At 67.7% G+C, this 20699-nt stretch carries 23 protein-coding genes; 8 read left to right on the forward strand and 15 right to left on the reverse strand.

Translation table 11 applies throughout. From position 1 onward, the window contains the following. Positions 1-6: 6 nt before the first annotated feature. Positions 7-414, forward strand: coding sequence for an SdpI family protein (locus ACT86A_RS08815; RefSeq protein ID WP_445091512.1), 408 nt, complete (start codon positions 7-9; stop codon positions 412-414). Positions 415-416: 2 nt separating this feature from the next. Here ACT86A_RS08815 and ACT86A_RS08820 read toward each other — a convergent pair whose 3' ends face one another. The 6 genes from ACT86A_RS08820 to ACT86A_RS08845 form a co-directional block, all read right to left on the reverse strand. After that, positions 417-899, reverse strand: coding sequence for a hypothetical protein (locus tag ACT86A_RS08820; RefSeq protein ID WP_445091513.1), 483 nt, complete (start codon positions 897-899; stop codon positions 417-419). 12 nt (positions 900-911) lie between these two features. Continuing rightward, positions 912-1274: a hypothetical protein gene (locus ACT86A_RS08825; protein ID WP_445091514.1), complete on the reverse strand. Its 363-nt coding sequence runs from the start codon at positions 1272-1274 to the stop codon at positions 912-914. A 467-nt stretch (positions 1275-1741) separates the two neighbouring features. Continuing rightward, on the reverse strand, positions 1742-2791 hold the full coding sequence (locus ACT86A_RS08830; protein WP_445091632.1) for an aminotransferase class I/II-fold pyridoxal phosphate-dependent enzyme: 1050 nt from the start codon (positions 2789-2791) through the stop codon (positions 1742-1744). A 2-nt stretch (positions 2792-2793) separates the two neighbouring features. Continuing rightward, positions 2794-3807: a 3-oxoacyl-ACP synthase III family protein gene (locus ACT86A_RS08835; protein ID WP_445091633.1), complete on the reverse strand. Its 1014-nt coding sequence runs from the start codon at positions 3805-3807 to the stop codon at positions 2794-2796. A 49-nt stretch (positions 3808-3856) separates the two neighbouring features. After that, positions 3857-4513: an SRPBCC family protein gene (locus ACT86A_RS08840; RefSeq protein WP_445091515.1), complete on the reverse strand. Its 657-nt coding sequence runs from the start codon at positions 4511-4513 to the stop codon at positions 3857-3859. A gap of 53 nt (positions 4514-4566) precedes the next feature. Beyond that, entirely contained in the window at positions 4567-6246 is a 1680-nt protein-coding gene (locus ACT86A_RS08845; RefSeq protein WP_445091516.1) for a thiamine pyrophosphate-binding protein, read from the reverse strand. Between the two features lie 138 nt (positions 6247-6384). Between ACT86A_RS08845 and ACT86A_RS08850 the strand changes: the two genes are divergently transcribed. From ACT86A_RS08850 to ACT86A_RS08860, 3 genes are all read left to right on the forward strand, one after another. Then, complete coding sequence (locus ACT86A_RS08850) at positions 6385-6915, forward strand: EXLDI protein (protein WP_445091517.1); 531 nt, start codon at positions 6385-6387, stop codon at positions 6913-6915. Positions 6916-7036: 121 nt separating this feature from the next. Further along, positions 7037-8011, forward strand: a complete 975-nt coding sequence (locus tag ACT86A_RS08855) for an ATP-binding cassette domain-containing protein (RefSeq protein ID WP_445091518.1) — start codon at positions 7037-7039, stop codon at positions 8009-8011. Then, the gene (locus tag ACT86A_RS08860) at positions 8008-8778 is read left to right on the forward strand and encodes an ABC transporter permease (RefSeq protein WP_445091519.1); all 771 of its coding nucleotides are present in this window, start codon (positions 8008-8010) and stop codon (positions 8776-8778) included. The genes ACT86A_RS08855 and ACT86A_RS08860 overlap by 4 nt, the downstream gene beginning before the upstream one ends. A gap of 59 nt (positions 8779-8837) precedes the next feature. On the opposite strand, the gene ACT86A_RS08865 is transcribed toward ACT86A_RS08860, so the two are convergent. The 3 genes from ACT86A_RS08865 to ACT86A_RS08875 all read right to left on the reverse strand — a co-directional run bounded on the left by ACT86A_RS08865 (position 8838) and on the right by ACT86A_RS08875 (position 10888). Then, complete coding sequence (locus tag ACT86A_RS08865) at positions 8838-9587, reverse strand: anti-sigma factor family protein (protein ID WP_445091520.1); 750 nt, start codon at positions 9585-9587, stop codon at positions 8838-8840. Further along, on the reverse strand, positions 9584-10111 hold the full coding sequence (locus tag ACT86A_RS08870; protein ID WP_445091521.1) for a sigma-70 family RNA polymerase sigma factor: 528 nt from the start codon (positions 10109-10111) through the stop codon (positions 9584-9586). Before ACT86A_RS08870 ends, ACT86A_RS08865 begins: the two co-directional genes overlap by 4 nt. A gap of 132 nt (positions 10112-10243) precedes the next feature. Next, the gene (locus tag ACT86A_RS08875) at positions 10244-10888 is read right to left on the reverse strand and encodes a YqgE/AlgH family protein (RefSeq protein WP_445091522.1); all 645 of its coding nucleotides are present in this window, start codon (positions 10886-10888) and stop codon (positions 10244-10246) included. Positions 10889-11040: 152 nt separating this feature from the next. Here ACT86A_RS08875 and ACT86A_RS08880 point away from each other — a divergent pair, with 152 nt between their 5' ends. Then, the gene (locus tag ACT86A_RS08880; protein WP_445091523.1) at positions 11041-11802 is read left to right on the forward strand and encodes a lysophospholipid acyltransferase family protein; all 762 of its coding nucleotides are present in this window, start codon (positions 11041-11043) and stop codon (positions 11800-11802) included. Positions 11803-12066: 264 nt separating this feature from the next. On the opposite strand, the gene ACT86A_RS08885 is transcribed toward ACT86A_RS08880, so the two are convergent. Continuing rightward, positions 12067-12378 (reverse strand): GNAT family N-acetyltransferase, encoded by a 312-nt coding sequence (locus ACT86A_RS08885; RefSeq protein WP_445091524.1) that lies wholly within the window; start codon positions 12376-12378, stop codon positions 12067-12069. A gap of 233 nt (positions 12379-12611) precedes the next feature. Between ACT86A_RS08885 and ACT86A_RS08890 the strand changes: the two genes are divergently transcribed. Together ACT86A_RS08890 and ACT86A_RS08895 are read left to right on the forward strand one after the other, a co-directional pair. Beyond that, on the forward strand, positions 12612-13736 hold the full coding sequence (locus ACT86A_RS08890) for a glycerate kinase (protein ID WP_445091525.1): 1125 nt from the start codon (positions 12612-12614) through the stop codon (positions 13734-13736). Positions 13737-13956: 220 nt separating this feature from the next. Beyond that, positions 13957-14406 carry a nitroreductase family deazaflavin-dependent oxidoreductase gene (locus ACT86A_RS08895; protein WP_445091526.1) on the forward strand — a complete coding sequence of 150 codons (450 nt, stop codon included), beginning with the start codon at positions 13957-13959 and terminating at the stop codon, positions 14404-14406. Between the two features lie 13 nt (positions 14407-14419). Here ACT86A_RS08895 and aroQ read toward each other — a convergent pair whose 3' ends face one another. Together aroQ and abmR are read right to left on the reverse strand one after the other, a co-directional pair. Continuing rightward, entirely contained in the window at positions 14420-14875 is a 456-nt protein-coding gene (aroQ, locus tag ACT86A_RS08900) for a type II 3-dehydroquinate dehydratase (RefSeq protein WP_445091527.1), read from the reverse strand. 41 nt (positions 14876-14916) lie between these two features. Then, entirely contained in the window at positions 14917-15513 is a 597-nt protein-coding gene (abmR, locus tag ACT86A_RS08905) for an ATP-binding transcription factor AbmR (protein ID WP_445091528.1), read from the reverse strand. A gap of 376 nt (positions 15514-15889) precedes the next feature. Between abmR and ACT86A_RS08910 the strand changes: the two genes are divergently transcribed. Then, positions 15890-17569 (forward strand): NTF2-like N-terminal transpeptidase domain-containing protein, encoded by a 1680-nt coding sequence (locus tag ACT86A_RS08910; RefSeq protein ID WP_445091529.1) that lies wholly within the window; start codon positions 15890-15892, stop codon positions 17567-17569. Here the strand turns inward: ACT86A_RS08910 and ACT86A_RS08915 are convergent. The 3 genes from ACT86A_RS08915 to ACT86A_RS08925 are packed head-to-tail and all read right to left on the reverse strand — an operon-like array spanning position 17540 to position 20690. Beyond that, positions 17540-18007 (reverse strand): DUF3054 domain-containing protein, encoded by a 468-nt coding sequence (locus ACT86A_RS08915; RefSeq protein ID WP_445091530.1) that lies wholly within the window; start codon positions 18005-18007, stop codon positions 17540-17542. The genes ACT86A_RS08910 and ACT86A_RS08915 overlap by 30 nt on opposite strands. 33 nt (positions 18008-18040) lie before the next feature. Then, on the reverse strand, positions 18041-19129 hold the full coding sequence (locus ACT86A_RS08920) for a lysylphosphatidylglycerol synthase transmembrane domain-containing protein (RefSeq protein ID WP_445091531.1): 1089 nt from the start codon (positions 19127-19129) through the stop codon (positions 18041-18043). Positions 19130-19133: 4 nt separating this feature from the next. Then, positions 19134-20690 carry an adenylate/guanylate cyclase domain-containing protein gene (locus ACT86A_RS08925; protein WP_445091532.1) on the reverse strand — a complete coding sequence of 519 codons (1557 nt, stop codon included), beginning with the start codon at positions 20688-20690 and terminating at the stop codon, positions 19134-19136. Positions 20691-20699: the final 9 nt, after the last annotated feature.

The raw sequence follows: 20699 nt of genomic DNA on the forward strand, positions 1-20699 counted from the left end.
GCATGGGTGTTCCTCGTCGCTGTGGTCCTGTTCGCGCTGGCGCTCGTGGCCGTCGCCACCGGCGCACTCGGGCTGACCGGCCGGTTGCCCCGCAATCGTTTCTTCGGGGTACACACCGAGGCCGCGCTGTCGAACGAAGAGGCGTTCCGCGTCGCCAACCGGGTCGCCGCCCCCACCTCGGTCGCGGCCGGGGCCCTGCTGTTCGCCGGTGGTCTCGTCGCGCTGGCTGCCAGCGGGATCGTCGCGCTCGTCGTCGCGGCCTGCGCCGCCGTCGTCGCGCTGTTCACCCTCGGCGCGGGTGCTACCGCCGCCGCCCAGGCAGCCGAGGCCATCGCCCCACCCGCCCCCGTCGGCGGCTGCGGCAGCTCCTGCGGCGCGTGCTCCCTGCGCGACGCCTGCCAGCCCGCGGGCTGACCCTATCGGCCTCGCGCGGCGCCGGCGGGCCACACCACATCCACCGGCAAGCGTGCCGCACGGGCCAGTGCCACCACGGAACCGGTCCCGCCCTGCTGTCCTTCCTCCGCATCCCACACCGCGACCAGCCGATCTACTGAGCCGACCAGCGCGGCGTTCGCCGCTTCATACGCCTCGCGGCCCGCTTCCTCGAAGTCCATCACCCGCACCAGCAGCGCACGCTGCATGAGGTCGTCGAATAGTTCGGCGTGGTCGGGCTGCACCTTTGTTTCTCGGTAGTTCCGCGACGGCAACACGACCTCGAGCTGTCCGCCGACATCGAGGACAGCTCGGGCGAACACCGAATCGGCGCCGCGAGCGATGCAGCTCACCCCAACGACGTCGCCGTTCGTGTCCGTGCCGAGCAGCTCCCGGATCGCGGCATACACCAGCGGCTCGGTGTCCTCGGTGATGTTCATGTGCCCGGTCACGCCGATCCGCACCATGTCGTTTGCTCCCTACGCTGTTGCGGCGACCAGCGGCCGCATCCGCTCTCGCAGATCGACCACCGCACGCTCCCCGACGAAATCTCCGGTGCGGTTGTACACCCGGGTGAGCTTCTGCGCGACCCGATCCGATGCGGTCTGCCCGGCGACCGCCAGCGCGGCATGCCCAATTCGGCACGCCTCCTCGAGTTCGCCCTCGATCAGGCGGGCCTCGGTCATGTTCAGCTGATCCAAGGCCGCCGATCGTCGCCGGTTCGGGTTGCGCAGTTCGATCGCCTGCCCGATCTGCTGTGCGGCCTCACCCGCATAGCTCGGATCGTGGCGCGCGATCTCGAGCAGCCGCCCGCCGATCGTGCCCGCCAGCTCCGGACGCAACCTAGGCAGGTCTGATCGTGAGCTCTGGGAATCGGCGGCGCGATTCGCGCTGCCGGGTCGGAACGGCGGTCAGCGGAGAGGTAGGGGACGACATTTTGTGGCCTGGGTAACTGATGGCCTGAGTACCAATGACGTACGGCAATTGCGGGATCGGGCGCCCGAATAGTTCACTGCGGCACGCGATAGTTGCCAACAGAATGAAATTATCGTGCGCAACACTGCAATTATTGGATTCGGCGCCGTTGAGCGCAGAGGTGTACTACGGGCCCAAGAAGCTGCACACCTTCCCGATCGACCTGTCGATCCGATCCGCCCTCGCCGCAGGTACAGATCACGTGGTGCCGACCTCGATCCTTGACATCGATGATCCGGATACAGCTGGACCCGCCAATCCACATGTGTGGGGCGGGTCCGCGCTGTGGGCTGTACACGCTTTGCGCGCCTTGCGAAAGGGTGACGTGCAGAACTCAGGTGTCCTGCGCGGATCGGTGCCGGTGTGGGGTGAGGGCTGTCAAAATCGCGCGCCCGGCGGCTGTATCGCCGACCGCGACGCGCGCACTCCCGTTGGGATACGACTTCGCGGCGATGCCCGCGCGGCGCAGTGCGGTGACGATGCCGGGGCCGGGAAGGTACAGGAAGTTGGCGTGGCTTTCCGGTACCGCGATGCCGCGGGCCACCAACGCGGCGCGCAGAGCGTCGCGCTCTTCGGTGATGCGCAGGATGCGGGCGGCGAGTTCGGGTTCGGCGGCGTAGGACGCGGCGACCGCGGCCACCGCCGCCGCGCTCACCCCGAACGGCAGTTGCAGCCTGCGCACTCGCGCGATCAGCTCGGTCCGGCCGAAGGCGTACCCGATGCGCAGCCCGGCCAGGCCGTAGGCCTTCGAAAAAGTCCGCAGCACAAGGAGATTAGGATATTTCGCGATCAGCGCCAGCGGGTCGGCGAATTCGGCGGCGCCGAGGAATTCGACATATGCCTCGTCCAGGATCACCGGCACCCGGGTGGGCACGGCGGACAGGAATGCCTTCAGTTCGCCTGCCGCGGGCACCGTCCCGGTCGGATTGTGCGGGCGGCACACCACGACCAGTGCGGTCCCCTTGTCGATGACCCGCAGCATCGCCCGCAGGTCCTGATTCCCCGCCGCGTCCAGTGGCACCGGCACGGCCTGCAGGCCGGTCATCTCGGCCATGATCGGGTAGCCGTCGAAAGTCGGTGCGCTGTAGACGATGCCGGCTCCCGGCGTGGTCAGCGATTGCATAATTTGCAGCGCCACGCCGGTCGCGCCCGAACCGACCACCACCTGGTCCGCCCGCACACCCACATGCTGAGCGATCAGCATCGGCAGCCGCCGCGGCAGGAACTCCGGATAGCGATGCGCCTGGTCCAGCGTCATCTGCACGGCCCGTTGCACCGAAGGCAGTGGCGGGAACGGGTTCTCGCTCAGGCTCAGGTCGAACCGTGGCGGCACCCGTGTCGTCAGATGCTGCCGCGAGGGCCGGGTGCCGTCAGCCAAACGCATGCTCATCGCGCGGCGCCCCAGCGGATAGCAGCCGCGCCCGCGAAATCGCCCGCGTGTGCGAACGCCGACATCAGCACCAGCGATCCGTTGGGCAGCCGTCCGGCCCGGTTCTCCGCGTCCAACGTCACCGGGATACCGGCGGCGAACAGATTGCCGCAGGAGTCGAAGGTGTCCGGATGGCGCTCGGGCGGAAGTTCCAGCGCGTCGTGCCAGTTGCGCAGGAACAGCCGGTTGGGCTGGTTGGTGACGAAGGCGTCGACCTCGCTGCCCTTCACACCGATCCGGTCGCACACCGCGAGCGCTACCTCGGGGACCAGCCGATTGCCACGGGCGAAAACCTTGGTGACTTTCGACTCGCTGAAGCTGACGCAGCCCTGCCCCTCGCCCGGCTCCCAGTACTTGCGCTCGCCATTGGTGGAAAACTCCATGTCCCCAGCGAATTCGGGATAGGTGCGGCATTCGATGTCGAGAATCGGCGCGCTGTCGTCCTTCCGGAGCAGCCCCACCCCGCAGCCGTCGCCGGGCACCGGCGCTTGGGCCAGTTTTCGGATCTCGGTCTGGGTGAACACCGGCCCCGCGCAGTTCTGGGTCGCGGCGATCAGCGCGGTGCGGGCGGTAGTGGTCTGCAACACCATGCGGGCCATCGCCATCATGTGTACGAAGGCCGCGCAACCGCCGTTGTGCACGTCATAGACGAACGACGGACGGATGCCGAGCCGCCGCGCCACTTCGGGACCGCAACCGAGCACCGGGTTGTCCGGCAGCTGGGTATGGGTGATCAGCACGTCGATGTCGGCGATGGCGTCGTCGCCATGGCGCTCGATCAGCGGCGCCACGGCCCGCTCGATCATGTCCACCGCGGTTTCGTCGCGCGCCACGTGGTGGCGGCCCTTCGGCGCGCGGAACATGACGTTCTTCGCCATCCGGTCCGAGCGCGCGAATTGGGTGAAGTATTCGGTGCCGACCGGATCGCCGGGCAGGTAGCTGGACACGTCGACGAGGCTGACGGGCGGCAGCCCCGTGGTGTCGTGGGTGGCGTGGTGCAGGGGGGTGGTCACGTGCGTCTCACTTCATCCAGTCGGGCTTGATGGGCAGGCCGTGCGCCGCCCGGTACTCGCAGATCGCCTTGAGGTTGTCCATCTCCAGCTGATGACCGGCCGAGAACATGTCCCAGAAGTCGCCGACCCACACCGGCCGCTTCGGCGGCGCGGCGTCGGGGTAGGGGTTGTCGTCGTAGAACGGGTGCTTGCAATTCACCCACAGCACAACCGAACCCGGTTTGTTGAACACCACCTGCGCGTCGACGACGCGCAGCAGGTAGATCATCCACAGGTGCTGTCCCTGGTCCCACGCGCAGTGGTAGTCGACGGTCATCGCGTCGGGGTGCGCGACGGTGCGGGTGAAGATCTTCGTCTCGGAGCCGAGCTGGTCGTAGGCCACCCACAGTCCGGGTTCCTCGGTCTCGACGAACCCGCGCAGGCTGTAGCTCCACTCCTCCAGCGACCTGGTGTCGGCGAGGTATTCGTACACCTCGCGCGGCGGTGCGGCGACGTACGCCTGCACCGGGCAGTATTCGCCGTAGATCTGGTTGTGCGGGTACACCGATCGCAGCATGTCCATGATGATCGGGGTGGTCGCGTCCTTGTCGGAGTTCTCGATGCGCAGCACAGTCGGCAGGCCCTCGGGTATGTCGTCGAGCGCAGGCAGGGAGCTGGTGATCACGGCGTACTACTCCTCTCGGCGCGCCCCAGTGCGGACTGGGCGAGCCTGGTTCATCAGGAATTTCTGGATTGCTCGATAGTTGTCAGGAACGGAAGGAACGGGGGTACCTCGTCCGGGTCGCATTCGATCGAAAGGAACGACGGCCCTTCGGTGTCGAGGCAGTACCGCAAGGCGTGGCCGAGTTCGCCGAGGGTGTGCGCCGAGAACGCGGGCAGGTCGGGAAACATGGCCGCGACACCCGCGCCCAAGTACGCGGGACGGAACCTGTTGAAGCTGTAGCGATCCCGGTAGTACAGCTGCTCCCTGGTCACACACATGGCGTGCGCGTTGTTGTTCAGCACGATGAAAGTGACGGGCAGGGCGTGCTCGATCGCGGTGTGCAGTTCCAATCCGTGCATGAAGAACGCACCGTCCCCGCCGATGACCACGGTGCGCCGCACGCCATCCGCCGTCGCCCCGCGCGCGAACGCGGACCCGATCCCGGCGCCGAACGCGTAGCCCATCCCGCCCATGCCGAGCGCGACGACGAACCGCCCGCCGCGCGGGACCCGGAGATGATGCACGACCGCCGCGCCGGTGTTGCCCGCGTCCGCGAGCACGTCGGTGCCTTCCGGCAGCGCGGCGGCGATCGTCTCGACCACCTCTCGGTAGCGCAGGCCGGGACCGGAGGAGTCGGGCACGCGCAGCGGCGTCGGCGGTTGGGCCGCACCGGCGCGTCCGGATTCCGCCGCACCGCCGGACAGGTCATCGGCGAGGTCCGCCAAGGTGCGCGACAGATCGGTGCTGGTCGCGTGGATCGCCGGGAGATACGGCGGGGCGACGCCGACACTCGCCACCGCGCATTCGGCGAGCAGCGGCTCGAGGCCCGTGCGTGTGGTGACCGGCAGCCGAGTGCCGACCAGCAGACACAGGGCCGCGGAGCGCAGGGCCGCGGCCAGTTCGGGATGGCCCATGGTGCCCGCGACGCCGCAGAACGAGGGGTCGGCGTTGTCGTAGATGTCCTTCGCGTCCGGCGCGACGCCGACGGCCGCGTCCAGTGCGGTGGCCAAGCGTGCCAACTCGTCGCGGGCGTCGTCGCGCGCGACCTGGTCACCGGCGATGATCACGATTTTCCCGGTGCGCCGGGCGCCGGTGAGCGCGGAGCGCACGCGAGCGATCGCGGCCAGGTCGGGTCGGTGCGTTCTGGGGGACAAGCGGAACGGCGCGACGTCGCCCGAGTCGGCCTGCTGCACGTCCTTGGGCAGTAGCAGGACCGCGGGCCCGCCGCGCCGCGCGGCGCCGACCGCCCTGGCCAGCTGATCAGGGAGTTCGGCGCCGGTCTCCACGCGCGCGCAATAGGTGCTGACCGCTCCGAAGAGCCGGACCGCATCGATGGCGCCCGCGCGTCCGCTGGTGTCCTGGAAGGCGCCGTTGCCTTCCAGCGACATCGGTGGCTGCCCGACCAGCGCGAGTACCGGAACGCGTGCTGCGAACGATTCGGCAAGTCCGGCAACGAGATTCATCGCCCCGCCGCCGGAGGTCGCCGCGACTACGCCGAATCCGCCGGTGTTGCGGGCGTAGCCGTCGGCCATCGTGGCGGCGGAGAACTCGTGTTTGGCGATCACACCGGTGATGTCGTCCGGTGCATCGAAGATCGCGTCGTACAGGTCCTCGATATTGGCGCCGTCCACACCGAAGATGTGTCGCACGCCCAGCGCCGAAACCGTTTGCACGAGATAGTCCACGACCCGCATCGGCACTCCCTTCCGCTGACGAACATTCGGCTGCGTACACGAGTGATACGGGCGGGAGCCCGGGATGGTTCAAAGGGCGGATCAGGAAATAAACGCACCTTGGTTGCGTGTACGTATACATCTACGTATAGTTGGTTCATGCCGAACAAGACGATCTATGTTGCCGATGACGACCTCCCGCTCTTCCAGCGCGCGCAGGAGCTGGTCGGCGGCAACCTCTCGGGGGCGGTGGTCACGGCGCTGCGCCGGTTCATCGAACTCGAGGAGGGCCGACTGGAGGGCTACGACGAAATCGTGCTCGAGGTCGGGCGCGACGGCGTGCGACAGGTTCGCTTCTCCGGCACCCTGCTCGGGGAGTGGCACGACGTCAACGATACGCGGATCGAGCATGTCCGCGTGTACCGCAGTCGCAAGGGCAAATACGTGATGCACGCCCAGTATTCGGACTGGGCCGACTACCCGACCGACGCGGGCGCCAAGTGGCTCAAGGACTGGCGGGACCCCAAGAGCTGGCGTCGTCTGCTCGGCCTCGGTCAGCAGGATTGGGGCGAGTTCATCTTCGTCGTGGTGGAGTCCCTCGATGAGCTGAAGGGAAAGATCCCCGACAAGCTCTATCAACGGGTGTCCGACCTGGCCGAGGGGCCGAAGATCGAGGATCTGGACATCTAGCCGGCGAATCCGGCACGACAAGCGAACAGCCCACCGGCAATCGCCGCACCGGCCACCGGGCGCGGTGTGGCTGAAACATGTCAACATTCGCATAACAGCATATAATCCGGAAAGGAAAGTCATGGTCAACGGCCATCGCGGGCCCGCTGTCTCGGCACAGGGCCTGCGCAAAACATTCGGCGAGCAGGTAGTGCTCGACGGCATCGATCTCACGGTCGCCGAGGGCACGGTCTTTTCGCTGCTCGGCCCGAACGGCGCGGGCAAGACCACCACCGTGCAGATCCTCACCACGCTCATCAACGCCGACGCGGGTGAAATCCGGGTCGGTGGGCACGATCTCGCCACCGAGCGTAAACAGGTGCGTGCGCGGATCGGGGTGACCGGCCAGTTCTCCGCGGTCGACGAACTGCTCACCGGCCGAGAGAATCTGCTGCTGATGGGCGATCTGCGCCATCTGCCACGCCGCGAAACCCGCAGGCTGGCCGCGGATCTGCTGGAGCGCTTCGACCTGGTCGAGGCGGCCGACAAGACCGCGTCCACGTATTCCGGCGGGATGACCAGGCGGCTGGATCTGGCCATGACCCTGGTCGGCGATCCGCGCATCATCTTCCTGGACGAGCCAACGACCGGTCTCGACCCGCGCAGCAGACGGTCGATGTGGAGCATCATTCGGGGGCTGGTCGACGATTACCGCGTCACGGTATTCCTCACCACACAGTATCTGGAGGAGGCCGACCAGCTCGCCGACCGCATCGCGGTACTCGACCGGGGCAGCATCGTCGCCGAGGGCACCGCCGCGGAATTGAAGCGGCTGGTGCCGGGCGGGCACATCCGCCTTACCTTCGCTGATCGATCTGCCCTGCTCGCAGCGGCCGACGCGCTCGGGGCCGCCGCACCGGCACCCGGGGACGAGCAGGAGAACCTCACTCTCGCGGTGCCGAGCGATGGCGGCGTGAAATCGCTGCGCGCGGTGCTCGATCGGCTCGACTACGAGCGGATCGAGGTCGAGGGACTCTCGGTGCACACCCCCAACCTCGACGACGTGTTCCTCACCCTCACCGGCCACTCCACCACGGAAAAGGAAACCGTGCGATGAGCACTATGCCTTACGCGCTCGCTGATTCGACGACCATGCTGCGGCGCAACCTCACTCGGGCCAAACGCTATCCGAGCATGACCTTCGGTGTCATCGTGATGCCGACCATCCTGCTGCTGGTGTTCAACTTCGTCTTCGGCGGTGCGCTGCAGAAGTCGTCCGGCGGAAACTACATCGACTATCTCGCGCCCGGCATGCTGCTGTTGATTCCGGCGTACATGACGGTCTCGGTCGCGGTGTCGGTCGCGACCGACACGACCAAAGGCATAGTCAACAGGTTCCGCACCATGGATATCGCCCAGTCGGCCGTGCTGACCGGTCATGTGGTCGGCACGCTGATCCAGGCGCTGCTCGGTATCGCCGCGATGGTCGTGGTGGCGCTGCTGATCGGGTTCCGCCCGCACGCGAACCCACTCGAATGGCTCGCCGTGTTCGGGCTGCTCGCGTTGGTGACATTCGCGCTCACCTGGCTATCGGTGGCGCTCGGTCTGCTCGCACCGAACCCGGAAAGCGCGAGCAACACGCCGTTTCCGCTGGTCATGCTGCCATTTCTCGGCAGCGGGCTGGTCGCTACCGACACGATGCCCGCCGGGTTGCGCCAGTTCGCCGAGTACCAGCCGTTCACGTCCTTCACCGAGACGATCCGCGGCCTGCTGATGGGCACCGAGATCGGCAACAACGGGATCATCGCGATCGCGTGGTGCGTAGGCATCACAGTGGTCGGATACCTGTGGTCGTCGTCGATCTTCCGGCGTCAAACGCGTTGATCATGTTGCGGCACAAATGATTCCCGCCGGACGGTGTCCGGCGGGAATCTTTCGATCCATCAGACCGTACCGAGGAGCAGTACCTTTCCGGTGTTCGCGGCGCGGATCTCGACCGAGCGGACCTGGTCGGGTGGGCCGTCGATGGTCCGGTCGATGGTCAGCTCGGTGCCGGGCCCGGCGGGCCACTGATCGAGTTTCTGCTGCTGACCGTTGGTGTGGGTGACGTACAGCGCGAGATCCCAGTTGTAGCGCAACTGCTCACCCGGCGGATAGCTGCAGGTCATTACGAGGCGGGTCTGTTCGCCTGCCGGAAAGAGCTTGAAACTCGCGGAGACCGGCGTCGCCTCCAGCGGATCCATCGGGCGTTCGACGAAGGCATGCTCGCTGGTCCCCGGCACGTTCGGCCCGACCGATTCCGACATCCGCACGGTGACCGGCACCGCGATCGCCACCGCGGCCGCGGCGGCGGCCACCGCCACGCCGACCGTTGTCCACCGGCTGCGGCGGTTGCGCCGTTCGGCGGCGTCGGCCAGGCGCGTCGGTGGCAGTTGCGGCATCGGCGGAGGTGGCGGTATCGACGCAACCGGCTCGGCCGTGACGTCCTCGGCGGTGGGCGCGATCATCATGAGCGCGGTCTCGGTCTCGACCAGGGCCAGCATGCCGGGCAGACCCGCCAGTTCGGCTACCGCGGCCTGGCATTCGGTGCAGCCCGCGAGGTGGTTCTCGTACTCCAGGCGCTCACCGCGGGTGAGGGAGCCGAGCACGTACGGCGCGTCCCACGTGGTGTAGTCGTCGGTGATATCCGTCATTGATTCGTCACCCCCATCTCCTGTAAGGCCAGTCGCAACGCGCGCATGCCGTAGTGCATTCGGGACTTCACCGTGCCCGCCGGGACGTCGAGTTCCTCGGCGATCTGATGGGTGGATAGTCCGCGGTAGAAGGCCCGCACGATCACCTCGCGATGGTCAGCGCTGAGCCTGCCGAGGGCATCGGCGACCAGCCACCCGTCCAGCGCGCGGTCGGACTGGTCCGGGGCGGCCCGTTCCGGCGGGCTGTCGGTGCGGAACTCGCGCCTGCTGCGGGCGCTGCGATGCTCATCCACGGCCATATTGCGCGCCACCGTGAACAACCACGCCCGCGCCGACATGGTGGATTGATCCAAGACATTCGGGCGTTGCCATGCCCGCAGCAATGTTTCCTGCACGATGTCCTCTGCTCGCCCTGGATCTCGGACCAAGCCGAGCGTGTACCGCCACAGCGCAGTGGCGTGTTCGCGATAGAGAGCCCGCATCAACTCCGACCGATCGTCGGGCCGATCTGCTTCGTTGCGCACAACTGGATACCTCTCCGCTTGTGTTGCGGGGCCGGTGTGTGGGCGCACCCGATGAATCACCCATGCGCTCGCCGGATCAATCGTCGTGTCTCATCCCGTGTCTCCTTCGATCCTTTCGCGGAGTACACGTTCTCAGTTGCGTTCGAGTTCAATCGGGTGTGTCGCGAGCAGGGACAGCGGCAGCGGCTGACGGCGCAACACGTGCGCCCACAGGTCCGGGCGGCCCGTGCTGATCGGATCGGACGGCAACGCCGACAGCACGATCCAGTCGTTGTTCGCCAGCTCCCCTTCCAGCTGGCCGAAGGTCCAGCCGGCGTAGCCCGCGAAGATCCGGATGCCCTCGACCAACGGGCCGATCCGTTCGGGATCGGCGTCCAGGTCGACCAGCACGACGCGGCCGTCGATGCGGCGCAGCCCCGGCACTTCATCGATCTGCGCGCCCACCCGGACCGTGCCCAGGCACAGCGCGGCGTCCCGTTTCACCGGGCCGCCGAGGAACAGCGTGCGCGGGGCAGCGACCGCATCCGCCCAGCTCGGCAGCACGTCACGCACCGCCGCATCGCTGGGTCGGTTGAGCACGACCCCGAGACTGCCCGCCTCGTTGTGTTCGATGATGTAGATGACGGTGCGCCGGAACGTGGGCTCGACCAACTCCGTGGCCGAGACCAGCAGCGTCCCGGCGCGGACGACCTGCTCGCCGGGCCGGAAATCGCGCCGCCTGCGGTCGCCGTGCTCGCCGCGAGTCTTCCGATCATCCGGTTCTTCTGCGCGTGCCACACCGACATCATCTCAGCTGTTCGCTCGCAATGCGCCTGCTGCGGCCTACTTCTGCCATCCGGATTTGCCGGATGGGTCGCGGCGGGCGGGCGGGCGCCCCGTTGCGCTGCCGCGGCGGCCTCGTAGCGTCCAAGGTCGTAGAGTCCAAGGTCATGGAACCGCCCGAGGTGCGCCTCGAGAACTGCGACACCGTGTACGACTTCTACCGAGATCATCGCCAGAACCGGCTGAAGGCGTGGGGGGCTTACGCCATCCTCGGCCGCCGCTACCACCCCCGCGTCAGCTACGCCGAAGGGGCACGCGAATCGCTGCGCGCGGTGATCGAACAGGGGCGGCCGCTGCTGATCGCGATCAATCACCTGTCGGAAAACGATCCCTATACCGTCGCCGCGGCGGCGTGGCGCAGCGGGCTGCGGCCGGTGATCGGGCGAGTGCGGGTGCTGGCCAAGGACGAACTGTTCGTCGATCCCGACCAGCGGCGCAAGATCGACATGATGGGCGGCATCCCGGTATTCCGCGGCAAGGACCACGGCATCCGCGCGGTGAATGCGGCCGGTCAGCGCATGATGGACATCTGCGCGGAGCGGATGGCTCGCGGCGACGGCATCGCGGTGTTCCCCGAGGGCACCTGCAACGACGTCGACCCCACGCGGGTGCAGGCGGTGGGCAGCGGCATCGGGCACATCGCGTTCCGCGCGATGAAGCTCGGCGCCGAGCCCGTGCTGGTGTCCATGGGGTTGAGCTACGGACCACGCGAGGACCCCGCTGTGCCGCCGACGAAGGAGCAGGCCAAGTCGGCCCGCTTCTATTTCGGTGTCCCGGTGCTCGACCTGCCCGCCCGGCCCGGTGATATCGCCCGACTGGTGCGCGAGGACCTGCAGATCGCGCTCGACGCAGCCGTGGCGGCCTACTGAGTTCGCGGGCCAGGTGCGCTGCGCGACGCGGTCGCAGGTCTGCGCGGGTGCCGGGCTGTAGTGGCTGGATTCTCGGCGGCCCGGAAGTCGGCGGCTGCGGCGTATCTCGCGGTCACCGGTCTGCGCGGATGCCGGGCCGTCGTCGTCGCTGGATTCTCGGCGTCCGGAAGTCGGCGGCCGCGGCGTCTCTCGCGGGTGTGGTGGGTGCGCCGGTGCCGGCCAAGGAGCCGTTCGCGCGCTCGGCTGCCTCGTTGGTTCGCGCGCTCACTGTGGCAGGTTCAGCCGGTCGCGTGCCCAATGCGGAACCATCGTGAGGTACTCGGGGCGGGTCTCGATGAAGTGGTGAACCGTGCGGCACATGGGCAACGCGCCGAGCTTGTCGTCGCGGGTGCTGTTCAATGCGGTCTCGACCAACAGCCGCGCGTAGCCCTGCCCCTCGTACCGCGGATAGATCTCGGTGTGCACGAACGCGCGCTCGGAGGCCGTGTCCTGGTATTCGGCAAAGCCGGCGATGGCGCCGTCGACATAGATCTCGAAGCGTTCCAGTGCGGTGTTGTTGCTGACCTCGGTCGACATGGCTCGACGCTACTCTGTGTACTGCTATCGGGGTAAACCCTATGCTCAGCGGGCGAATCCGGCCGTCGGCTCGGCTGCCCAGCCGGTCTGCGCCGAATACTGTTGGTTGCCGGGCTGGTTCTCGCTTCATCGGAATGCGCAGCGGGCGCGAAAAATTCGGCGGGTGAACAGGCCTCGTCGGACGGCCTCGATCAGGATCGCGCTACCTGTTGCTGACGCTGGAGAATGTGGGAATGACGCCGGTATCCGCTCCTCGCGTGATCCTCGCCCCGGACAAGTTCAAGGGATCGCTCTCGGCGCCGCAGGTGGCGTCGGCGCTGGCCACGGGATTGTCGCGAGTAGCGCCGGATGCCGACGCTCACCTCGTTCCGGTCGCCGATGGCGGTGACGGCACGGTGGCGGCGTTTGTCGCCGCGGGCTGGACGCGCGTGGAGCTGACAGCGCCGGGGCCGACCGGCGTACCACATCGTGTGGCCTACGCCCGGCACGAAACGCGGGCTGTCGTCGAACTGGCGGCCGTGGTGGGTCTGGCGATGCTGCCCGAGGGGCGGCTCGATCCGCTCGGCGCGAGCACGTACGGGTTGGGCGTCGTCCTCGCCCATGCCATGGACCACGGTGCGACCGATATCGTGCTCGGTCTGGGCGGCAGCGCCTCCACCGACGCGGGCGTGGGCATGCTGCAAGCTCTCGGCGCCCGTATCCTGGACGCCGACGGGCAGGAATTGCCCAGGGGCGGAGCCGTTTTGGCCCGCGCCGCCGAACTGGACCGTTCCGCGATGCACCCCAGGATCGCCGCCACCACGTTCACGCTGGCTTGCGACGTCGACAATCCGTTGCTCGGGCCGACCGGTGCGGTCGCGGTGTACGCGCCGCAGAAGGGCGCGGGTCCGGCGGAGTTGGACCTGCTCGAAACAGCGCTCGCCACGTGGGCGTCCGTCGCGGGTCCCGAATCCGCGCAGCAGCCCGGCGCGGGCGCCGCGGGAGGTACCGGTTTCGGCGCGCTCGCCGTGCTGGGAGCGCGGGTACGCAGCGGCATCGAGGTCGTTCTCGAACTCCTCGAATTCCCCGGCCTGCTGGCCACCGCCACCCTCGTTGTCACCGGCGAAGGCTCGCTCGATCGACAGAGTTTGCACGGCAAAGCTCCCCTTGGTGTCTGCGCGGCGGCGCGCGAAGCTGGTGTCCCGGTGATCGCCGTGGTGGGGCGAACGCTGCTCGAGCCCGCCGCGATTCGTGCCGCAGGCTTCGCGGACTGTTATGCGCTGACCGAGCTGGAACCCGACCCGGCACGCTGTATGGCCGACGCGGCGTCGCTGCTCGAACGGGTTGGCGCACGTATCGCGGTCGACCAGCTTATTTAACTCGCCGACCCGAGCCTCGATGGCCACAGTGGCCGCGATCGAACGGTTGTGCCCGGTCCGAGAAGGCGACGACAGTCTTGGTCGGCGGCGATGCTGGGTGAGCTGTCTGCCGGGCCCGGCCCACCACGAATAGAATAGAGAGCAGTGCTCTTGACTCGGCCATGCACGGCGTGGAACACTTCTCTCTATAGAGAGCAGTGATCACAATGGAGGATCTGAGATGGACCACAGCACCCGCTACATCGGCCCCGCCGGACCGGAGGCGTTCTTCAATCGGATCTTCAACCTGCTGCCCAAGCTGGGGATCAGTGTGATGGGTTCACGTCTGCTCGCGGTGCGCGGACGTAAGAGCGGGGAGTGGCGGACCACGATGGTCAATCTGCTGGTGCGCGAGGACGGCGAGCGCTTTCTCGTCGCGCCGCGCGGTCACACGCAGTGGGTGCGCAATCTGCGGGTAGCCGGCGGGGGCGAATTGCGGCTCGGTCGCAAGGTCGAGGCGTTCACCGCCACCGAGGTGGCCGACGCCGACAAGGTGCCGCTGCTGCGGCTCTACCTGCGGAAATGGGGCTGGGAGGTAGGCAAATTCTTCGAAGGCGTGACCAAAGACGCCACGGACGCGGAACTCGCCGCCATCGCCCCCGGGTTTCCGGTCTTCCAGCTCGCCAAGTGACGGGATGCGCGAATCAGGCCGAGCGGGCCAGGAATTCGATAGCGGCGGCGTAACCCTGGATCCCCATTCCGGCGATGACGGCGGTGGCGATCGGGGAGATGTAGGAATGATGCCGGAACTCCTCACGCGCGTGCACATTGCTGATGTGCACCTCGACAATGGGGAGTTCCGGGATCACCAGCGCGTCTCGCAGCGCCACCGACGTATGGGTGAGTCCGCCGGGATTGATCACGATGCCCGACTCGGCGCCGCGCGACTGATGGATACGGTCGATGAGCGCGCCCTCGGAATTGGACTGGAAGGCCACGATCTCCCGGTCGAACCGCGCCGCCGTGCGCTTGCACAATTCCACGACGTCAGCCAACGTCGCCGAGCCATACACCTCCGGTTGCCGGGTGCCGAGCATGTTCAGATTCGGGCCGTTGAGTACGAGGATCGGGCCCGGCGTCGCGCCGACGGTGGCAGCCATGCAGGCAAGATACCGCGCCCGCCGGACCCGGCCGGAGCAGGCTACAGCCCCTGCGGTCCTTCCGAACGCAGATCCTCGACCTTGCGCATCGCGCCGCGCAGTTCCTCCAGCCAGGCTTCCGCGTGCTTGCCCGCCAGTTTCACCGTCCAGGCCAGCGCGTCGGCGCGGGAACGGGCCACGCCCGCGTCGACCAGGGTGTCGAGTACCTTGCGTTCCGGCTGGCGCAGCCGGGTCATGACGGGAACGGCCAGGTGGGTGAACATGATCCGCTCCCCGTCCACCGACACGCCCCAGGCGACGCTGCGCTGGTAGCGGTGCTGCGCTTCGTTCGCGATCTGCATGCGAGCCGGGCGGGTGGACTCACGGAACCGGGCCACGGCGCCCTCTTTGGTCGCGCGCGGCACCTCCTCGGTCTGCGCGTCGGCATCGTCGGTCTGCGGCTTCGCCGGCTGCGGGACCGGCAGCTCACCGATGACGACGATCTCGTCCCGGTCGATCTCGAGCACCGGCGCACCGGTGAACCAGTCGCTTGGCAATCTTCCGGCGAACCAGTCGGGCGCGTCCGCCGGATCCGGCAGGTCGGCCTGCTGCCAGCCGCCCGGCCGTCCGAAACCGCGGCCCCGGTGGGTGTTTCTCATGGTGGGTCACCTACTTACTGTGGTGCGTCACTTTCATTGATTACAAGATTACGCCGCAAATGACCAGGTGAGTTTTGCTCTGTGCGAACAGGGGGGTCGGCGGATTCGACCGGGGCGCCAGGGGGTATTTATTGATTCGAAACGTCCAGTACGGCAGTAACCGCGCAAGTTTTCGTGGGGGTCGGTACGGTAGCGGCGCCGGTTGCCTCCGTGCGGCTGGACGATGATCATGGAAGGCCCCCCGAGATGCGATATCTCGGGGCACAATTGGGATGCTGAGCATGGGTAACGTCCGAGCTACGGAGGCATCCCGGTCTGGTCTTTTTCGGGTACGGTGGTCTTGTTACTGGAGTGACAAGAGTGAAGAGTGGGCGACATGGACGTGTGGGGATCCCGCCGCTTTCGCGCTCGCGCCGCAATGGCACTCATGGGGGTGGCATCGCTCGCGCTCGCGATCGCGTCGTGTGGGATACACGAGAAGCAGAGCGAAGCCGAGGTAGTCGTAGAGCGCTTCACCGATCTGCTCGACGACCAGGATTACGCCAAAGCGGCGGACCTGACGTCGTACCCCACGGCGGCTTCAGCAACGCTGAAGCAAATGTTTGCTGGACTCCAGCCCGGTAAGGCCGACTACCGCAAGACCCAGTTCATCGGTCTGGACGCGCAGTCGGCGATCTTCAGCATGGACGTCGAGTGGAGCTTCGGCGAGCGGAAGACCTGGAACTACAGCCTGCAGGGCAACGTGCGCAAGCTGGCCATCGGTTGGCGGATCTCCTGGGAGCCCGCGATCGTCATGCCGCAGCTGGCGCACAACCGCGGCGTCCGGTTGGTGCAGACCCTGCCGTCGCCCGCCCCCCGGGTCAACGACATCGTCGGTGAGCCGCTGATGACCGAGCAGATCATCAACGTCATCAAGCTCGACCCCGCGAAGATGCCCGACCCAGTCGCCTCGACCGACGCCTTGGCCAAGGCCATCGAGCCGGTCGCGCCGCTGATCACCGGACCGTCGCTGATGCAGCAGCTGGCCACCTCGCAGGGCAAACCGGTCATCGCGGTGAACTTGCGCGAGGGTGATTTCGCCATTCTGGAGCCGCGGATGGCGCCGATTCCCGGCGTGGTCATGGAGAAGCAGCCACGGTTGATCTCCGCCGACCGCAGGGTCTGGTCGCCGATGCTGGATGCGTTGCGCAAGGTGCAGCACGATAGCCAGGAGGCGCACTCCGGCTGGGGTGTCCAGCTTTTCGAGCAGGACGGGCGGTTCATCACGCAGCTCGCCGGCCAGCAGGGTCCGCCGGGACCGGATATCGCGGGCACGCTGGACCAGCGCTTGCAGCGCGCTGCCGAGGACGCGGTGGTCAGCGTGGGGACACCCGCCTCGATCGTGGCGATCCAGCCGTCCAGCGGTGCCGTGGTCGCGGCCGCGGACAACAGCTACGCCAGTGAACATGGTCCGGTGGCGTTCACCGGGTTGTATCCGGTCGGTGGCGCCATGGACCTGTTCCGCATGGTCGCGGCGGTAGCGAAAAAGAAAGCGCCGCAGGATGTTTCGGTGCAGGACGCGGCCGAGGCGGCGACTGCCCTCGGGGTCGGCATCGACTTCAAGGTGCCCGGTCTGGACGAGGTGACCGGGCGGCTGGCCATCGCGGGCCGCAGCGCCGAGCAGGTGCTCCAGGGCGGCGGTTCGGACGCGGTGCTGGCCAGCCCATTCGGCATGGCGATCGCGGCGGCCACGATCGCGCGCGGCTCGGTGCCGCCGCCGATGATCGAGGTCGCTCGGCCGAGCACCACCGATGCGCACCTCACACCGCTGTCGCCGGAGACCACCGATCGGCTGCGTGGCATGCTGCGCGACGCCACGAACGCACCGGACCTGGCGAGCGTGCGCCGCTACCGGGATGTCAACGCATTCGCCGCGACCGCGGGCCGGGACGGCTGGTTGATCGGGTCCATGGGTGATCTGGTCTTCGCCATCCACATCAAAGACGTGGACAGCGGGGATGCGACCGCGCGGATGGCGGCCAGGATGCTACAGGCGCTCGCGACGCCGGAACCGTGATCGGCTCACGGCCGGCAACGCCGCGCGCCAGCCGAGCAGGAACAGCGCGAGCACCACGCCGGCGACCAGGACGAAACTGACCGCGGTCCCCTGACCGCTGACCACGCGCAGCAGCATGCCGCCGACGAGAGTGCTGACCCACACCACGACTCCGGAGGGCCACAGGGCCGTACCGTCGAACCCCGCCCCGGCACCGTCGAACCCCGCCCCGGCACGATCGAACCCCGCCCCGGCACCGTCCAACCCCGCCCCGGCGTCGGCCGGGCGCCACCATCGACTGAACCCGACGACGAGCCAGCCCACCGCGAGTCCGGTGGCGAACGGCCACAGGGTCCGCAGGAGACCGGCGAGCACCGCTTCGTCGTGGCTGCGCCTGCCGATCGCGCAGAAGACGATGACGAGCAACACATCCGTGACCAGCGGTAGCAGTTTCCTCACGCGGGCAAGCGTAGTGGGGCCACCAACAGCGGCTCACAACCGCCGCTGCTCGAATTCCTTCTCGAACTGCGCGTCTTCTGCCTGCGGTGTCCGGAACAGGAACAGGAACACGATCCACCCGGCGATGGCGACCAGCAGGAAGCTCACCACCCGGTAGACGAACGCCGCGGCGACCGCCTGCGCGGCGGGCAGGCCAGCGGCCACAGTGAGGCCATAGATCAGCGTCGCGTCGACGTAGACGATGCCGCCGGGCGCGAACGGGATGGACCCGACCGCCTTGCCGACCGCGAAGGCGAGCAGCAGACCCGCGGTACGCGGATCGGCGCCGACCGCGTAACAGGCCGCACCGAGACAGGCCACATCGGCGAAGCGGTGGACCAGCGCCCATACCACGACCAGGGCGCCGTCGCGTTTGCCGAGATCCACCGACTCCAGTTGCTCGATCAAGTCGCCGAGCTTGTTCGCGCCCTGGTCCGGCGGGCGTTTGCGCAGCCGGTTGACCAGCGCGAGCTGTCTGCGCAGCAGTGCTTCGAGCGAACCGGGATTGCGCGAGACCTGATTGCCCGCCCACACCAGCGCGACGACGGCGACCAGCGAGAGGATCAGCTTCAGCGGGCCGATGTTCCCGCCCACCAGCAGCGTGCCGCCGACGCCGAGCAGCGCCAGTCCCACCGCGGCGACCACGCCGGAGAACACCAGCTGCCAGGACGCGACGATCGGACTCGCGCCCCAGCGCCTGGTCTGCCGATAGGTGAACGCGGTGGAGAACACTTGGCCTGCGGGCAGGGTGACCGACATCGCGGTCGCGCCGTAGACGACCGCGACGGATTTCCGCTGGCTCACGCCGACGCCGCCGGCGTTGAGCAGCTGTTTCTGCACCCTGGCGAACCCGCTCATGGAAACGGCCTGCAGCCAGATCGCGGCCGCGAGCCACCCCCAGTGAATGTCGGTGAGTTTGCGCCAGGACTCGTGCAGGCGCGGCCAGAGATACACGCCCTCGGCGATCAGCAAGGCCAGCAGGGCGGCTCCGAGCACCCATTTCAGCCACCAGAATTTGCCGCGGCGGGAATCCGATGTGGACGGCGGCGCAGGTTCTCCTGCGAGTTCCCCGTTGGCCGTCACGCGGTCAGCCTAGCGAACGCGCCGTTGCGACATCGATATCCGCGGTCGCGTCGGCCCGTGGCCAGGCCAGGAGCGTTTTCTTGCGTCTGCCGCGCAGCTGCACCTCGTCGCCGGTTTCCCACTGCTCCTGCTCGCTTTCCTCGGCGAAATACAGCGCGCTGCCCGAGGCGAGTGTCCGACCGGGCCGTTCTTTGGCCAGTTCGGTCAGCCGAGCGGCTTCGTTGACCGGGTCTCCGATCACGGTGTATTCGAAACGGTTCGCGGCCCCGATATTTCCCGCGACGGCCAGGCCCGCCGAAACACCGATTCCGATATCGAGCCCGGGCACTTCGCGCAGGGTCTCGCGCAGTTCTCGGGCGGCGGCCAGCGCCGCGGTCGGCGCGTCGGGGCGGTCGAGCGGCGCGCCGAAGATGGCCAGCGCTTCATCGCCGACGAACTTGTTGACGAAACCGTGGTGCCGGTCGATCACGTCGACCACGATGCGGAAGAACTCGTTGAGCAGGCTCACCACCTCGGTGGGCGGGCGCTCGGCCGCGGTCGCCGTCGAGCCGACCATGTCGACGAACAGCACCGCGACGAACCGGGTCTCGCCACCGAGTTCGGTGCCGTAGTCCAGCGCCCGCTGGGCCACGTCCTCGCCGACGTGCTGGCCGAACAGCTCTTGCAGCTGGCGGCGCTTGGCGGCCTCCTCCATCATCCGGTTGAAGCCGACCTGCAGCAGCCCGATCTCGCTGCCGTCGAAAACTTCGACCTGCACGTCGCGCGCGCCGGCCTGCACCTGATCGATCGCCTGACTGAGCTGGCGCACCGGGTCGGAGATGCTGGCGCCGGCGAGCATGGACAGCGCCAGCGCCTGCATGATCACTACGCCGCACAACAGCAGGATGGAAATGGCCAGGGACTGAGCGGAGAACTTCACGTCCGAGGAGATCTGGGTGACGCACAGCAGCACGATGGCGATGGTGGGCGCGAAGGTGCCCATGCCCCAGGTCATGGCCATTCTGGTGCCGACGCCGGGGGTCAGGGTGTGGTCGAAGATCCCCTCGGCCAGGGCCTGCGCCGCGACCGGACGCAGGATGCGTTCGCCCAGCATGTAGGTGAAGCCGAAGACGATGGTCGCGGCCATGCATTCGGTAATGGTGATCGCACCGGCCAGCGCGGGGGTGTCGGCGATGATCTGCGCGGCGAGGACGGCCCCGCCGATCAGCCACAGCGCAAGATGCACAATCGCCTGGCGCAGCGGGGCGTGCAGCGTGGCCATCTGCTCTTGCCGGCTGGGCGGTCCGCCGCGCATCTGCCAGCGCATCACCGGGCGCAACATCAGAGCGGAAGCAACCACGCTGAGCACGCCGCCGGTCAGGAAGACCAGGGCCGGGATCAGCAGGCCGGTGCGCCGGATACCGGACGGCGCACCCTCCGGGGCGGGCAGGCCGTACTGGATGAACGCCCATACCAGAACCGCGCCGAAAGCGTTCGCCGCCAGCATCGATGTCAGGTACAGCGGCCAGCGCGTTCGCATGGTCTGTTTGACCGCTTCCAAGGGATCGCGTCCAGCAGTCATGTTTTCCCC

The sequence above is a fragment of the Nocardia glycosmidis genome (genome assembly GCF_052545115.1).